The sequence below is a fragment of the Maricaulis sp. B-26 genome, assembly GCF_056857855.1.
On sequence record NZ_JBSXNX010000016.1, the window covers coordinates 1 to 16,320 of the forward strand.

Sequence of the window (16,320 nt, forward strand, 5' to 3'; positions counted from 1 at the left end):
GACAGTCAGCGCTTTTGCTGCCTCTCCGAACCGATGGCCACCACCGGGCCCTGCTTTGGTCAGTCAGCAGAGACGGGCAGGCTCCGTACTCCCCACACCCCCGGCGAACCAGGCCGGGCCTCGAGCGGTGCGAGAACGGGAAGGAGTCTACGCCGGGTTTTGTGGGTGGGGATAAATCTGCGTTTTCCGCCCTCGACACCGTCATCCTGACGAAGGTCAGGACCCAGCTCACAAAGCTAAATCGAGGTAGGTGGGGCTTACAGGAAATGTCACCGCCAGGCTGGATAGCTGGGCCCTGACTTGCGTCAGGGTGACGGTGTGAAAGACAGGTTCATTCAAATCGCAAACGCCAGGTCAGCTTGCCTCACCGGACCAGCCAAACTCCGATTCCCTTGGGACGAGCCCGGGGGAATTGGTGTGTGTCCCTGATTTCCATGGTCATGACATTGATCGCTTCCGGCAAATGGTCCTCACTCGCACCCGTTTGAGACTTCCACCCCAAAAACAATTTCATAGCGATCTCATCCAGAGAGTTGTGATCGCCATCTTCAAGATATTTAGTTACCTTAAGGTCGAGGTGTCGGGTCATTGCACCGCATTCGTGTGCGCCGCGCGTAAGCATCATTCCAGCGGCAATGTCCTTATTCTCGAACGCGCTGAGTGCGCACCGGCTGAGTTCCTCGAACCTGTAGATCAGACATTCCCTGACGGTATAAATTTGAACGGGGTTTTGCCCGCTTCAAAATAAGAAGCTGGGTCCACCACGCTAGGCAGTGACTCGCTAATAAGTGTTATGCGTTGCTTTGCCTCGTTAATCTGTTCTGTGATTGATAGGGCTGGCGAGTTCATAATTTCCCATCTATCCCCAACTCCCCCCAGATCTCGTCCACGCGCGCCTTCGTCGTCTCGTCCATATCCAGCTTTTCGCCCCATTCGCGGGCGGTTTCGCTGTCCATCTTGTTGGTGGCGTCGAGGCCGATCTTGGAGCCGAGGCCGGAGACCGGGGAGGCGAAGTCGAGATAGTCGATCGGGGTGTTCTCGACGGTGACGATGTCGCGGGCCGGGTCCATGCGGGTCGAGACGGCCCACATCACGTCCTTCCAGTTGCGCGCATCGATATCGTCGTCCACGACGATGATCCATTTCGTGTACATGAACTGCCTGAGATAGGACCAGGCGCCCATCATCACGCGCTTGGCATGGCCGGCATAGGCCTTCTTCATCGAGATCACGGCGATGCGGTAGGAACACCCCTCCGGCGGCAGCCAGAAATCGGTGATCTCCGGAAATTGCTGCTGGATGAGCGGGATGAAGACCTCGTTGAGGGCCTCTCCCAGAACGGCGGGCTCGTCCGGCGGCCGGCCGGTATAGGTGGTCAGATAGATCGGGTTCTTCCGCATGGTGATGGCGGAGATTTTGAAGACCGGGAATTGCTCGACGGAATTGTAGTAACCGGTGTGGTCGCCATAGGGGCCTTCCGGACCGTATTCGTCGAGCATGACATGGCCTTCGAGTACGATCTCGGCTTCGGCGGGCACTTTCAGCGGCACGGTCTTGCAGTCGACGAGCTCGGCCTTCTTGCCGCGCAATATGCCGGCGAACTGGTATTCCGAGAGCGTGTCCGGCACCGGCGTGACGGCGGCCAGGATGGTGCCCGGATCGGCGCCGAGTACGGCGGCGGCGGGCAGAGGTTCCGGCTTTTCCTTCTTCCAGCGCTGATAATGCTGGGCGCCGCCGCGATGCTTCAGCCAGCGCATCAGCGTTTTGTCCCTGCCCAGCTTCTGCATGCGGTAAATGCCGAGATTGAAGTCGTCCGTGCGGTCCTTGCCCGGCCCCTTGGTGACGACGAGCGGCCAGGTAATGAGCGGGGCCGGCTCGCCGGGCCAGCAGGTCTGGATGGGCAGACGGTCGAGATCGATGTCGTCGCCCGTCAGCACGATTTCCTGGCAGGGTGCCGAAGAGACGTTTTTCGGCCGCATCGACATCACCGTCCTGGCGAGCGGCAGCATGTCGAAGGCGTCCTTGATGCCGCGCGGCGGCTCCGGCTGGCGCAGGAAGGCGAGCAGTTCGCCGACCTCGCGAAGCTCTGCGCCTGTCGTGCGGGCCTCGCCGCCGAGCGTGACGGCCTGGGCGACGCGTTTGACCGTGCCGAAGAGATTCACCAGGCACGGCATCTCGCTGTTCTCGCCGCGCTCGTTGATCACATTCTCGAACAGGATGGCCGGTCCGCCCGCATGCAGGGTGCGCTTGTGGATCTCGGTCATTTCCAGCTCGGTCGAGACCGGGGTCGTCACGCGGACGAGATCGCCCTCGGCTTCGAGCTGGTCGAGAAAGTCGCGCAGGGATTTGTAGGCCATGTCGGAATGTCCGGTGCGGTGATGACGGTGCCCGTGGCGGGCTGTCCCAGACACTGCAACTTCGCCGCGGAAAGTCCAGTTCGGTCGCTGATATGCGGTCGTCTGTCGCACGACAGATTTTTTTCAGCGGCCATTCGGGCGATCGGAGGCTGTGGAACAGGGCGGCGGAGCACGCCCCATCAAAGGCTTGCACGGCAAGGTGAATCAAGTGTGCGCGAAGCGGCTCGGATTTAGCGAAAATCTGAAGCTTATTTTTTCAAAATTCTTCAGGTGGCAGGCGGAGATTGGCTGCTGCAACAACATGAAACGGAATCAGAACACATGCTCCACCGGATGGTCATGGCCGCCAAGACGAAAATCGATCTTGGCAAGAACGCGCTGAAAGGCGAGCTCGGCAGTATCCTGTCTTGCTGCATGAAGCACAGCGTGGACGGCCGCATGACCGGGGGGCTTGTGTGGCATTCCGGCTATCTTCTTGAGGTGATCGAGGGCGAACGCGACACGCTGCGCCGCTTCTTCGACCTGGTTTCCAGTGACTCCCGCATATCCGACCTCGAGCTGATCGAATTCGTCCCGATTCGTCAGCGAGACTACGAAACCTGGCGCGTCGGCTCGCCCAAGCGGCGGCTGCGCGCCCAGCTCGTTCGCGACGTGGCCATGGGCCGCGCGACGGCCTCGGCCGTGCGCAAATTCGTCGCCGACGTGCTCGACCGCAACGCCAAGGCTTCCTCGCCGCCGATCGTGATGGCGGCCTGAGTGTTGCGTACCCCGTGCGGTGCCGGGCGGCTTCGGATCAGCCCGCGTCTTCCTCCGCCACTCCATCGTCTTCCGCCATCGTGTCCGCCGCGTCCCCGGCGGGTGCGGGCTCCGTCAGGGCAGCGACCACGCCGCGCGCGAGGTCATTGGATTGCGAAGACACCGAGTTGGTGGCCCCGAAACGCACCACGACCAGGTCCTGGTCCGGCATGATATAGGCGCTCTGCGACTGGAAGCCGCTCATGCGGAACGTGCCTTCGGGCAGGTCCTCGTGCTCGGCCGGCAGCCAGAAGCCCATGCCGTAATTCCCGTTCGAGCCTTCCGTGGGCGCCGAGACCAGATCGTTCCAGCCTTCCGGCAGAAGGCGCTCGCCCTCATGCAGGCCCTCCTGCGCATACAGATCGGCCAGCCTCGCCCAGTCCTGGGCGGTCGCATACATGTAGGACGAGCCCTGGAAAGTGCCGCGCTCGTCGGCTTCGAGAATGGCCGAGTAGATGCCGAGCGGTTCGAACAGGGTCTCGCGCAGACCTTCGACCTGATCTTCCAGCGTCATGCCCAGTTCCTGCTGCATGGCATGGGTCGCGAGGATGGTATTGCCGCTCATGTATTGCCAGTGCTCGCCCGGCCCGTGCAGGCGTTCGCGCGTGGCGGCGAAGCGGGGCATGTCGCTCTCGGTGAAGAGCATGTCGGAATTGGGATCGGTGCCGGTATTGTCCTCGGCGATGGCGAACCCGCCTGTCATGCGCAGCAGGTCCTCGATGGTGACGTCCTCATAATCCGGATCGACCGCCGAAAGAGCCGGTACCTGACCCGGTTCGGCGATACGAAGCCGGCCTTCATGCGCCAGCCGGCCGGCGAGCGTGGTCATGGCGCTCTTGGTCATCGACCAGCCGTGAAACCGCGTCTCCCGGCTCGCGCCCGGCGCATAGCGCTCGGCCACGAGATGGCCGTCGTGCAGCACGGCCACGCCCAGCGTGTTGCGGCGATCATTCCCCGGATCGTCGAAAGCGGCCGCGACCGCTGCGTCGAGGGCGGCGGTGTCGAAGTTGGCATCGCGCCAGGCGGTATCGATTTCCATGGGCTGGAAATCCTGCGCCGGGGGCAGGGCGAGGGTCTCGTCGAAGCCGGTGCCGTCATGCACGAGCGTACAGCCGAGACCGTCGCGCCAGACGGCCCGCTGGCGCCAGAACAGGCCCAGCACGGAGGTGCGCACCTCGCGGGCTTCCTCGTCGATATCGAGCGAGATGACGGTGTTCGCCGAACCGAGAAGCGGGTCGAGATAGATGGATTTCGCGTACTCGCTGTCGAGACCCGATACCCAGCTCAGTGAGCAAACCTGTTTGGCGGTAATGCCCGTGCCCGCAGGCAGGTATACGCGCCCGTAGACCGAGCTGTTCAGTGCGACCGTTCCGCCGATGGCCAGAATGGCGGCCGTGCCGGCCAGAATGCGTTTCATCATTTTGTCTCTCCCCCCGGAGTTTCCTGTCTCGGCGGGACTCTAGCCCAGCTTGTCGAAATCGGGAGCCCGGCGTTCGAGGAAAGCCGCCGCGGCTTCGGCGAATTCAGGCGATTGCAGCTGGGCGCCGAAAATCGCGTTCTCGCGATCCATGCGCGCATGAATGTCTTCGGGCGGCTGTTTCATCAGCGCCTTGGAGGCTTTCAGCGAGGCCGGCGCCTTGGCGGCGAGCGTTGCGGCGAGCGCACGGGCGGTTTCGTCCATATGTTCCGGCGCGGTCACCTGGTTGACCAGGCCGGTCTCGCGGGCCCGGTTGGCGTCCCAGCTTGCGCCGAGCAGCAGGAGCTCCGCCGCGACGGCATGGCCGAACATGCGCGGCATAACCTGGCTCGAGGCGAATTCAGGCGCCAGGGCGAGATCCACGAAGGGCGTCTTGAACACGGCGCGGCTGGAGGCCACGACGAGGTCGCAGTGGAGCAGCATGGTGACGCCGATCCCGATGGCCAGGCCGTCGACCGCCGCGATGACCGGCTTCTCCGCATTCAGCAGGGCCAGCATGAAACGGCGCACGGGCGGCACGTCGTTCTCGCCGAATTCCGGCGGACGCTGGGTGAAGTCGACGATGTCGTTCCCGGCGGTGAAAACACCCTCCGCACCGGTGATGACGCTGACGCGCACGGACGGGTCCGTATCCGCGCTTTCCAGCGCTTCGGCGGCGGCGGTGTACATGTCCTGGGTGAGGGCGTTTTTCTTGTCAGGACGGTTGAAACGGATGGTGCGGATCTTGTCCGCGGTATCGACCAGAACCAGTTCGCTCAAGGGAGCCTCCCTATCTTTCTCTTGCCCGCTTGCGGGGTTTGGAGCGGAGGTTAGAGCAAAAGCGGGGCGTTTGGATACCGCTTATCAGTTGACGTAAACGTCAGGCAGGCTAGGCCCGGAGCGGGTCAGAGATCGACGGCGAGCCGGGTCAGGACCCGGTGCAGCATGTCGCTGTCATCCTCGCCCAGCCGGCCCTCCAGCTCGGTGTTGAAATCGCGCAGGACATGATCCGCCGCATCGCCCATGGCGCGGCCTTTCTCGGTGAGCGAGACCACGGCCGAGCGCTTGTCCGTCGAGGAGGCCGACTTCACCACGAGGCCGAGCGTCTCCATGCGGCTGACGAGGCCGGTCACCGCCGGCGGGTTGAGCGAGAGCATGTCGCCGATATCGCTCATGCGCCGCTCGCCGCGCCGCGAAAGCAGGAAGAGCACGGCGGCCTGGGCGGACGTCACCCGGGCCTGGGATTTCAGACGCGCCTCGACATCCCGGTTCATACGCCGGGCCGCGATTTCCAGCAGAAGGAAAAGCCGCCTGTCGACGGCGCGAGCGCGAGCCATGCTTCGTGTGTGAAACGATTCTCTGCCCGGCGGGAGGGGAGGCCTCTAACGAAACCGCCAGACCTTGGCATTGCGGACTTCCCGGTCTTCCAGATCGCGGGTGACGGGGACGGTGTAGCCGGCCATGCGTTCCAGCTTGTCCTGGGGCAGGAAGGAGCGTCCCGGATCGCCGATCAGGACCGTGGCGCCGCGGGCATTGAGGCGTTCAAGCCAGCCGCCGATCACCCGCGCCGGTTCGGCTTCGTAGAAGACGTCTCCGGCGAGCACCACGTCCCAGCCGTCATCGCGTCCGACCAGATCGCCGAGTTCGGTCTCCAGCTCTGCCTCATTGGCAGCCGCATTGGCCTCGATCGCGGCGATGGCGAAGGCGTCGAGTTCGCAAGCGAGCACGCTCGCGGCGCCCGCTTGCTTTGCCGCGATCCCCGAGACGGCACCGCCGGCGGCGAAATCCAGCACGCGCTTGCCCGCCACCATGTCCGGATTGTCGAGCACATAGCGTGCGAGCGCCTGCCCGCCGGCCCATGCGAAGGCCCAGAAGGGCGGCGGCAGGCCGTCTTCGCCGAGCGCTTCCTCGGTCTGCTGCCAGATCTCCACGGTCTCCACGGCGAGATGGAGCTGCACTTCCGGCACAAGGGGCGGCGCCATCAGGGCGGTGTGATCGCGGATGAAAGCGAGCGGATCGTCGAGCTTCATGGGATCGGCCTATAACGCAAAACGGCCGGGCGCGAAGCCCGGCCGTCAGTCCGTAAGTGAAGGGCGCGCGTGCAGGGCACGACTATTCGCGAACGAAGCGGGCATCCTGCAATTGTGTGATGGCACGGATATCCGCCTCGATCCGGTCGAGATCGCCAACCACGATGAGCACCATATTGTCCGGTTCCAGATAGGCGTTGGCGGCGGCCGTCACTTCCTCGTCCGTGACCGCCATCAGCCGGTCGACATGGCGCGAAAGGTGTTCGTGCGGCAGGCCGAAACTGTCGCGATAGGCGATTTCGCCGATCAGGCCCGAGGTGGAGCCGACGGACATGACGAAGAGGCTCGCCATCCATTCGCGCGTGCCGTCCAGATTCCAGGTCACGCCGCGCACGGCGTCGATCATGTTGAGTACATCGGCCAGTGCGTAGGGCGTGTCCGGCGTGTTGATGTCGTCGCTATAGCTCCAGTATCCACCGCCCCGGGTCCAGCGCACGAAGCTCCCGGCGGAATAGGAATAGCCGGCCATACGGGCCCGCGTGGCGATCAGGCCGCCGACGGCGACGTCCATCACGTCGATGGCATAGGCGTTCTTGGCGTCGATTTCGGAGACCGGATAGTAGAGCTGGACCGTGGTCTGCGGTGCGCCGGGCCGGTCGATGAAATGCACGACGGGACCGTCCGTCACTGCGGGTGCTGCGTCGGGAGCGTTGTCCTCCGGACCCACGGGCCAGTCGCTGAAATGGCGCCGTACGGCCGCTTCCATCGCGGCCGGATCGAAACGCCCGGCGATATAGAGATGGGTGCGCCGGGCGCCGAAATTCTCGCGGTAGAATTGCCGCAGATCGGACAGGCTATAGCTGCGCAGCTGTTCCTCGGTCGGAAGACCGCGATGATAGGGGTGGTCTTCGGCGAAGAGGTGACCGAAAGCGGCGTTGCCCGCGGTCACTTGCGGCGAGGCGCCCGTCACCGACACGTCCCGGATCATGGCCTCGCGCACGCGCTCGAAACGGGCTTCGGGAAAGTCCGGTTTGCGCACCGCATCGGCGAGCAGCGCCATGGCGGCATCGGCATGCTCGGACATGACGAATGTGCCGAAGGTGGAGTGGGACTCCGTGACGGAGACGTTGAGATTGCCGCCCATATCCGCAAACAGCGAGGCGGTTTCCTGTTTCGACCGGCCGGCGGAACCTTCCTCCATCATGGCGGCGGTCAGATCGGCGATCCAGGTATCGGTGCCGTCATCGATATTGCCAGCACGCACGGACACGATGATGTCCACCGTCGGCGTCATGCCCCAGGGTATGAAGGTCGCGGTCAGCCCGTTTTCCAGCATGACCGAATAGCTCGCCGGCATTTCGAAGGGGACCGGGTCGCCTGAGCTCGGCGGCGTCGGGGGCGGACCGGCCGGCGTGGTGTCGTCGCCCGCCTGGACCGGAGTGGTCGACAGAAGCAGGAATGGTGCGGCAAGGCGCAGGGTGCTTCGCAGGAATGCGGCGATCATGGCTTGGGCTCCCGCGTGGCAGGCTCGGCCTCGGTGCCCGGGCCGGTCCCGGGGATGACTTCCAGAATGGTCCGGTTCTCCGGCCGCAGATATTCGCGGGCCGTGGCCTGGATGAGGTCCGGCGTCACCCGGTCGAACCCGTCCTCGATCCGGTTGATGCGGTGCGGGTCGTCGTCGAACAGGCTGAAACTGGCGAGCAGGTCGATAATGCCCAGCCGGGTGGAGTAATCGAGCCGGCCGTAGAACTCGGTCATCAGCAGGGTGCGCGCCCGCTGCAGCTCGGCTTCGCTGAGCGGGGCATCCTGCAGGCGCGCGATCTCCGCATCGAAATCGGCCAGGATCGGATCAGTGCCGAAATCCTCGCTGTGGACCATGCTCACCGTCCACAGCATGGGACCGTCGTAATTGTGGACATTGCCGAGCAGGTTGATGCCGCCCGTCACGCCCGACGTATAGCCGCGCTCGTCGACGAGCCGCCGCTGCAGCCGGCCGCCATTGCCGGCCAGCATGAGCTGATCGATCAGGGCCATGGCGTAGTATTCCGGCGTGCCGCGCTCGGGCATGCGATAGCCCAGGACGAGATAGGGCTGCTGGGCGAGCCGATCGTATTGCTGTGCCCGGCGTTCGCCGGTCTGGCGCGTCTCGCTGACATCGACCGGCTCCAGCTCTTCGCCGGCCGGGATGGTGCCGAAATAGCGCTCGATCAGGGGCAGGACATGCTCGCTGTCGAAGGCGCCGGCGACCACCAGAACCGCGTTGGTCGGTGTGTAGTAGCGTTCGAAGAAGTCGCGCGCCTCGGTGATGGTCGCCGCGTCGAGATCGCTCAGATCGCCATAGAAATTATGTGCATTGTGCCAGTTGTCGAAGGCGATCATGGGCAGGTCGATCCAGCTCGCTCCGCCATAGGGCTGGTTCTCGACATTGACGAAAATCTCGTTGCGCACGACATCGCGCTCGCGACGGAAAACGCGGCTGGACAGGGTCGGCGAGGCCATGCGGTCGGCTTCGGCCCAGAGCACCGTATCGAGCGCGTTCGAGGGAACGACCGTGAAATAGTTGGTAAAGTCGAGCCGCGTCGAGGCATTGGTCATGCCGCCGCGTGCGCTGACGAATTCATGATAGGAATCGACCGGCAGGTTTTCAGAACCGGCGAAGAAGAGATGCTCGAACAGGTGCGCGAAGCCGGTCCGGCCGCGCGGTTCGCGGCGATAGCCGATACCGTAATAGACGCCGACGGTGGCCGTGGGGACGGTGTGATCCTCGGACAGGACGACTCGCAGCCCGTTTTCGAGTGTGTGATAGCGCACATTGATGTGCAGCCCATCATCGCCAATATCGAATCCGGCGGGCGCGGCGGCGGTGTCGAGCCCGTCCACGGCCTCGTCCGGCATTCCGTCCAGACCATGGCCCGCATGGGCCGGCGGTGCGATGACAAGCGCCTGAACGCCGGCCAGAACTCCGATGACGAGCGCCGCCAGAAACGGCGTGGCGCCGGCACTTGAACGCATTGCAACTCCCCGATGTCTGCAGCTGATCCCCCCGGACAGCGTGCCTATCAAGCCATTCCCGTCCGGTGCGGTCAAATCAGGGCGCCGATGGCCAGCGCGGCCACGAGGATGAGGCCGCTGGTGCGGTTGGACTTGAACAGGGCGAGGCAGCGCGCGCCGTCCTCGATGTCGAGCACACGGACCTGGTTGAAGAGGTGGGCCGTATAGAGCGCGTAGACGGGTACCAGCCAGGGCGTGGCCTGACTGAGCCAGATCGCCAGCGCGGTGAGGATGGCGGTGACGCCGTAAAAGCCGGCGATCCAGTATTGCGAATGCTCGCCGAAAAGGCGTGCGGTCGACTTCACGCCGACCAGGGCGTCGTCCTCGCTGTCCTGGTGCGCATAGATCGTGTCGTAGCCGAGCGTCCAGAAAATACCGGCGCCGTAGAGTGCCAGCAGGGCGAGGTCGAGACCGCCGCCCGCCGCGACATAGGCGACGGGGATGCCCCAGTTGAAGGTCAGGCCCAGCCAGGCCTGCGGCCACCAGGTGATCCGCTTCATGAAGGGATAGCCGGCCACCAGCGCGAGCGAGAGCAGGCCGACGCCGATGGCGGGCAGGGGCAGCTGGATCAGGACCAGTAGACCGACGAGCGCCTGGGCACCGAGGAAGGCCCAGGCCTGTTTCAGCGTCACCGTGCCGGCCGGGATGGGCCGGTCGGCCGTGCGCGACACCTGGGCGTCGAGGTCGCGATCGACGATGTCGTTATAGGTGCAGCCGGCGCCACGCATGGCGATGGCGCCGATGGCGAAGAGGACGGCGAACCACAGATCCTGCAGGCCCAGCCCTTCACCGGTTTTCGCCAGCAGCAGACCCTGCCAGCAGGGCAGCAGAAGCAGCCAGAACCCGATCGGCCGGTCGTAGCGCGCCAGGCGCAGATAAGGGCGGAGCGCCTTCGGCGCCCTGTCGACCCAGGTTTTCGGAAGGGAGTCAGCGACTCGCCGGTCGAAGTTCAGTTGCATCGCGCGTGTGTGGCAAAGGCTGAAGGCCAATTCAAGGCATGCTTGCCTTCACGCGCAGCGTGGGCCAAAGCGGGGGTATGTCAACTGATCCGCGCCTTTATCTCGAAACGCCGCTCGCGGCCGGCAGGCCGGTCCCGCTCGCCCGCGAGGACGCCCACTATGTCGTCAATGTTATGCGGCGCGGGCCCGGCGACACCTTGCGCCTGTTCAATGGCAGCGACGGCGAATGGTCGGCGCGCATCGTCGAAGCGTCGCGCAAGGGCGCCATCGTCGAACCGGTCGAACAGACCCGCGCGCAGGCCGGCGTGCCCGATCTCTGGCTCGTCTTTGCGCCGGTCAAACGCCAGAAGACGGATCTCATCGTGGAAAAGGCGACCGAGCTGGGCGTGGCGGAAATCCATCCCGTCACCACGGCGCGGACCCAGTCCGACCGCATCAAGTTCGAGCGCTTCCAGGCCATCGCCAAGGAAGCCGCAGAACAGACCGAACGGCTCGATCTGCCCGTTATCGCCGACCTGGCAAAGCTCGATCGTGTCCTCGACGGCTGGGATCCCGCCCGCACGCTCATCTATTGCGACGAGGCCGGCGACGAAACGGATGCGCCCTGGGGCGGTGCCCGCGGCCGCGGCAAACCCATGCAGGCGGCGCTCGCCGAGGCGGGCGGAGGACCGTCCGCGATCCTGATCGGACCGGAAGGCGGGTTTTCCCCGGAAGAAAGAGACCGTCTGCGCAGTCTCGATTTCGTGCTGCCGGTAACGCTGGGGCCGCGTATCCTGCGGGCCGAGACGGCAGCGATCTCAGCGCTGACGCTATGGCAATCCAGCTGCGGAGACTGGCGCTGACGTCAATGTGAGCGCGAAACGCAGGGTCTTCCTCTTGTTCCGGGCGATACGCCCACATATCTGTTGCGGACATTTTCGACTGTGCGGGGGCGGCTTTCATGAGCGGCACGTATAACCAGGGCGGCGAAGGCGCTCCCATCGAAAGCCGGGACCAGCTGAACAGCTATTTCGAGGCCGGTTGCAAGCCCGAGGCGGATTTCCGCATCGGGACCGAGCACGAGAAGTTCGGCTTCGCTCTCGACGAGCATACCCCGCTGGCCTACGACGCGGACGGCCCGAGCGTGAAGAAAATGCTCGAGGGCATGACCCGGTTTGGCTGGGCGCCGGTCGTGGAAGACGGTTATGTCGTGGCGCTCAAGCGCGACGGCGCGTCGATCACGCTGGAGCCGGGTGGCCAGTTCGAGCTTTCCGGGGCGCCGCTGGAAAACATCCACCAGACCTGTTCGGAGGTGAACGGCCATCTGCGCGAAGTGCGCGAGGTCGCCGACGAGATCGGTGCCGGCTTCCTGGGCCTCGGCTTTTCGCCGAAATGGTCGCTGGAAGAGACGCCGATGATGCCCAAGGCGCGCTACCAGCTGATGAAGGCCTATATGCCGAAGGTCGGCACGATGGGCCATCAGATGATGTTCCGCTCCTGCACCGTGCAGACCAATCTCGATTTCTCGACCGAGGCCGACATGGTGAAAAAGCTGCGCGTCTCGCTGGCGCTGCAGCCGGTAGCGACGGCGCTCTTCGCCAATTCGCCGTTCAAGGATGGTGGCCTCAACGGCTTCCGCTCCTATCGCAGCCATGTCTGGACCGACACGGACAATGCGCGCTGCGGCATGCTGCCCTTCGCCTTCGACGAGGGGTTCGGCTTCGACCGCTATACGGAATGGGCGCTCGACGCGCCGATGTATTTCGTCAAGCGGAAGGGCGTCTATCTCGACGCGACGGGCCAGTCCTTCCGCGATTTCCTCGACGGCAAGCTGCCGGCCCTGCCGGGCGAGAAGCCCGTGATGAGCGACTGGGAAGACCATCTCTCGACGCTCTTCCCGGAGGTGCGCCTGAAGACTTTCCTCGAAATGCGCGGCGCTGACTCGGGGCCGTGGAATTCGCTCTGCGCGCTGCCGGCCTTCTGGGTCGGCCTGCTCTACGATCAGGCCTCGCTCGATGCGGCCTGGGATCTCGTCGCCGACTGGACGGAAGAGGAACGGGAAACGCTGCGCCGCGGCGCGGCGAAGACCGCGCTGGCGACGCCTTTCCGCTCGGGCACGCTGCAGGATATCGCCCGCGAGGTCCTGGCCATCGCCCGCAAGGGGCTCAATGTTCGCGCCCGTCTCAATGGCCATGGCGAGCATGAGGGCCTGTTCCTGGACGATCTCGACGAGATCGTTGCCAGCGGCCGCACCCGTGCCGATGCCCTGATCGGGCATTTCGAGGGCGACTGGAACGGCTCGATCGAACCGGTCTTTATCGAGTGCGCCTACTGACCGGCCGCCGGTCCGTCACGCGAATGTGCTGTCCGCTCTGAAACCAAGCCGCGTCCCGGACTTGAGCCGGCGTGCCCCCCGTGGTCAATTGCGACCAGTTTGTGAACCCGCGTGGGGCGGGTACTGGGGAGGTTTGCGTGACGGATACAACCGCGACGCCGGGTGCAGCTGCACCCCAAAAGGACACGTCCTTCTTCGGGCATCCGAAGGGACTGGCCATTCTGTTTCTTACCGAGATGTGGGAGCGCTTTTCCTATTACGGGATGCGCGGCCTGCTGATCATCTATCTGACTCAGCATTTCCTGTTCTCGGACGAGCGGTCGGCCGTCATGTACGGTGCCTATACGGCTCTGGTCTATGTGATGACGATCGTCGGCGGCTCGCTGGCTGACCGTTATCTGGGACAGCGAAAGGCGGTAACGTTCGGCGCGATCCTGCTGGTACTCGGCCATTTCGGCATGGCGTTCGAGGGAAGCGGGTCTCGCCAGGATATCGAAGTCGCCGGATCGACCTACGAGATCCAGGCCGAGGGGCGTGGCGATCGCCAGAAGCTCTACATCGAGCAGGACGGCGAGATGCGCCGGCTGATGTTCCGTGCGGACTCGGTTCTTACTTTGACAGGCGAAGACGGTTCGTCCCGCACGTTCCTCGGTGAGCGTTACGATGCCGACGAACAGGAAGTCGAGCGCGCGGCCGAGTATGTCCTGATTACCGAACCGCGTGGCTTCATCGAGAACCTTTGCGGCACGTTCGGTATCGCGTCTTGCGTTGGCGAAGAGCCGCCGACCGTGCTCCAGCTGCCCGGTGAAGGCGAATTCGACGTTGCCGTGGACGGTGATCAGCGTTCCGTGATGATCGGCGGCGCCAGCTTCACGCTTGACGAAGCGAGCAATAACTACCTTGAAATCGTCGATGATCTCGGCACGGCGGATAATGACGACGACATCGTGATTTCGCGTGCCGATGCGGGCGAGTTCGAAGTCGGTGAGCCGGTCCAGGAACAGCTCTTCGTCAATATCCTCTATCTTTCGCTTGCGCTCATCATCGCGGGTGTCGGTTACCTGAAGGCCAATATCTCGACCATCGTCGGCTCGCTCTACGGCGTGCAGGACGCCCGGCGCGATTCCGGCTTCACCCTGTTCTACATGGGTATCAATCTCGGTTCTTTCCTGTCCTCCATCACCTGCGGCATTCTCGGCATCGTGTATGGCTGGGCCTGGGGCTTCGGTCTCGCCGGTATCGGCATGTTCGCCGGCCTGCTGGTCTTCCTTTGGGGGCAGAAATATCTCGAGGGCAAGGCTGAGCCGCCGAACCCGGAGAAGCTCAAGGAAAAGGCATTCGGTCCGATCAGTGTCGAGACTGCCTGTTATCTTGCCGGCCTCGTGATCGTCGCGGTCTCGATGGTGCTGGTGATGAATGCGCACCTGATCCCGGAGTCCTTCGTCGGCCTTCTCGGCGTCGCGGTCTTCGTGTTCCTCGTGCTCTACAGCTTCGTGAAACTGCGCGGTGCTGAACGCAGCCGGATGTTTGCGGCGATCTATTTCGTGCTCGCGCAGATTCCGTTCTGGGCACTGTTCGAACAGGCGGGCTCTTCGCTGAACCTTTTCACTGACCGTCTGGTCGACAAGAATATCCTCGGATGGTCGGTTCCGGCCCCGGTCTTCCAGTCGCTCAATGCGGGCTTCATCTTCATCTTTGCGCCGATCGTGGCCTGGATGTGGATCGCCCTGGCAAAGCGGAACCGCGAGCCTTCCACGCCGGTCAAATTCGCCTTCGGCGTTTTCGGTGTCGGCCTCGGCTTCCTCGCCCTGGTCGGGGGTATGCAGGCCAGCGGCTCTGCCGGTCTGACAGCTGTCTACTTCATCTTCCTGATCTACTGGATCCACACCATGGCCGAGCTCATGCTGTCGCCGGTCGGTCTGTCGGCGGTGACCAAGCTGGCCCCGGCTCGCGTGGTGGGCATGACGATGGGGGCCTGGTTCCTCTATTCGGGCCTGTCCAACTATCTCGCCGGCGTGATCGCGTCCTCGACGGGGGCGGAGACGGTCGGCGGTCAGCTGACCAATGTGGCCGCAGCGAAGGCAACCTATGCCAGCGTCTACACGCAGGTCGGCATTATCGCGATCGGCATCGCGCTTCTGATGTTGCTGATCTCGCCGATCATCAAAATGTGGATGCGGACCACGGACCTGACCCCGCACCCGACCGAAACGGAAGCGGGTGGAGCGTCCATGGACAAGTCGTCCGACGCGCCCTGACGCGGGATATCCACCGCAATGAAGCGGCCGCGGAGCTTGTGCTCCGCGTCCGTTTTCATGTCGGGGCCGGCATGAGCGCCGTCAGGTGTTGCAGGCGAGTTCCGGAGCCGTGGAATCGATCTGGAAATGCCCGCTCTGCCGGTCGACCGAGACCGTCGCGAACTGAAGAATGTCCATGCCGATGATCATGGCGGGCTCGCCGCCCCAGTCCAGGGCGCGGAAAATGTCGAGATCCGCCTCCAGCGCGGGAATGCTTCCCACACACAGACCGCCGATCCGCAAGGCCCTGACCTGAACCGACCGGCCTTCGTTTTCGACATCATTGTCGACGCCGTTTATGTTGAAGCGGATGCCGCCATAACGCTGACGGATACGTTGCCCGAAGCGCGGATTGACGATGGAGTAGGCGCTTCCGGAGTCGAGCATCACCCGGATCTCACCGATCCCGCGATAGGTTCGCGCCATGCCGGTGAGCAGGCCGATATCCGTGACCTGGCCGTCCGCGCGCGTGACCGGGCCGGTTTGCAGGCGCACCTCGCCTTCCGTGAAATCGATAGTGTAGCGCGGCGAGAGAATGGCGTCGGCTCCCAGAAGGCCGGCGACCGGATTGGAGGCTTCGTCGCTGACGGGGATCACCACGGCGTTCAGGTTGATGGGCGGCTGGGCCGAAAAATCGACACCTTCGATATAGAAGCGCTCCGCCTCGAAGCGGGTGGTCAGGGACTGTACGTCGTTGAGTTCGCGCCATTGCGACTGGAAGCCGAGGCTCTCGGCGACCGGCTGCGCGATCGCGGTATGGCTCGCGCCTGTATCGAAGAGGAAAATGAACGGCCCCGATCCGTCGATGGTGACGGGAAGCGTCAGGTGTCCGCTGGGATTGTGCTGCAGGGGAATGGCCTCATCCGCTGCCAGCGCAGGCGGCGCAGCCATGAGCGCAGCGAAGAACGTACCGGCGACCAGCTCCCTCACGCTGCGCGGGCGGTGGCGCCCGGACCCTTGGTGTCGTCTGGATTGTCTGGCCATGCGATGTCCTCCTGCGCGCAGTTCGCCGGCGGTTCCTTCTGGACAGACCGGTCGAACCGTTCGGATCGATACGCCAT

General features: G+C 64.1%; 13 protein-coding genes. 4 read left to right on the forward strand and 9 right to left on the reverse strand.

Annotation, left to right across the window (positions count from 1 at the left end):
* Positions 1-845 precede the first annotated feature (845 nt).
* Positions 846-2,357, reverse strand: coding sequence for a UbiD family decarboxylase (locus AC13HB_RS03580; protein WP_482948353.1), 1,512 nt, complete (start codon positions 2,355-2,357; stop codon positions 846-848).
* A gap of 321 nt (positions 2,358-2,678) precedes the next feature.
* On the opposite strand from AC13HB_RS03580, the gene AC13HB_RS03585 reads away from it, so the two are divergent.
* On the forward strand, positions 2,679-3,113 hold the full coding sequence (locus tag AC13HB_RS03585) for a BLUF domain-containing protein (protein ID WP_482948354.1): 435 nt from the start codon (positions 2,679-2,681) through the stop codon (positions 3,111-3,113).
* A 37-nt stretch (positions 3,114-3,150) separates the two neighbouring features.
* On the opposite strand, the gene AC13HB_RS03590 is transcribed toward AC13HB_RS03585, so the two are convergent.
* The 7 genes from AC13HB_RS03590 to ubiA form a co-directional block, all read right to left on the reverse strand.
* A complete protein-coding gene (locus AC13HB_RS03590) occupies positions 3,151-4,572 on the reverse strand; it encodes a serine hydrolase domain-containing protein (protein ID WP_482948355.1) in 1,422 nt (473 codons plus the stop codon).
* A 39-nt stretch (positions 4,573-4,611) separates the two neighbouring features.
* Positions 4,612-5,388 (reverse strand): enoyl-CoA hydratase-related protein, encoded by a 777-nt coding sequence (locus AC13HB_RS03595; RefSeq protein WP_482948356.1) that lies wholly within the window; start codon positions 5,386-5,388, stop codon positions 4,612-4,614.
* Positions 5,389-5,513: 125 nt separating this feature from the next.
* Positions 5,514-5,945 carry a MarR family winged helix-turn-helix transcriptional regulator gene (locus AC13HB_RS03600; RefSeq protein WP_482948357.1) on the reverse strand — a complete coding sequence of 144 codons (432 nt, stop codon included), beginning with the start codon at positions 5,943-5,945 and terminating at the stop codon, positions 5,514-5,516.
* Positions 5,946-5,990: 45 nt separating this feature from the next.
* The gene (locus AC13HB_RS03605; RefSeq protein WP_482948358.1) at positions 5,991-6,638 is read right to left on the reverse strand and encodes a class I SAM-dependent methyltransferase; all 648 of its coding nucleotides are present in this window, start codon (positions 6,636-6,638) and stop codon (positions 5,991-5,993) included.
* Between the two features lie 82 nt (positions 6,639-6,720).
* Positions 6,721-8,142 carry a M16 family metallopeptidase gene (locus AC13HB_RS03610; protein ID WP_482948359.1) on the reverse strand — a complete coding sequence of 474 codons (1,422 nt, stop codon included), beginning with the start codon at positions 8,140-8,142 and terminating at the stop codon, positions 6,721-6,723.
* Positions 8,139-9,650: a M16 family metallopeptidase gene (locus tag AC13HB_RS03615; RefSeq protein WP_482948360.1), complete on the reverse strand. Its 1,512-nt coding sequence runs from the start codon at positions 9,648-9,650 to the stop codon at positions 8,139-8,141. The genes AC13HB_RS03610 and AC13HB_RS03615 overlap by 4 nt, the downstream gene beginning before the upstream one ends.
* Positions 9,651-9,721: 71 nt before the next feature.
* A complete protein-coding gene (gene ubiA / locus AC13HB_RS03620) occupies positions 9,722-10,648 on the reverse strand; it encodes a 4-hydroxybenzoate octaprenyltransferase (protein WP_482948361.1) in 927 nt (308 codons plus the stop codon).
* Positions 10,649-10,725: 77 nt separating this feature from the next.
* Between ubiA and AC13HB_RS03625 the strand changes: the two genes are divergently transcribed.
* From AC13HB_RS03625 to AC13HB_RS03635, 3 genes are all read left to right on the forward strand, one after another.
* Positions 10,726-11,490, forward strand: coding sequence for a 16S rRNA (uracil(1498)-N(3))-methyltransferase (locus AC13HB_RS03625; protein WP_482948362.1), 765 nt, complete (start codon positions 10,726-10,728; stop codon positions 11,488-11,490).
* A 98-nt stretch (positions 11,491-11,588) separates the two neighbouring features.
* Entirely contained in the window at positions 11,589-12,962 is a 1,374-nt protein-coding gene (locus tag AC13HB_RS03630; protein ID WP_482948363.1) for a glutamate--cysteine ligase, read from the forward strand.
* A gap of 137 nt (positions 12,963-13,099) precedes the next feature.
* Positions 13,100-15,220, forward strand: coding sequence for a peptide MFS transporter (locus AC13HB_RS03635; RefSeq protein ID WP_482948364.1), 2,121 nt, complete (start codon positions 13,100-13,102; stop codon positions 15,218-15,220).
* Positions 15,221-15,301: 81 nt separating this feature from the next.
* On the opposite strand, the gene AC13HB_RS03640 is transcribed toward AC13HB_RS03635, so the two are convergent.
* The gene (locus AC13HB_RS03640) at positions 15,302-16,243 is read right to left on the reverse strand and encodes a retroviral-like aspartic protease family protein (RefSeq protein WP_482948365.1); all 942 of its coding nucleotides are present in this window, start codon (positions 16,241-16,243) and stop codon (positions 15,302-15,304) included.
* Positions 16,244-16,320 lie beyond the last annotated feature (77 nt).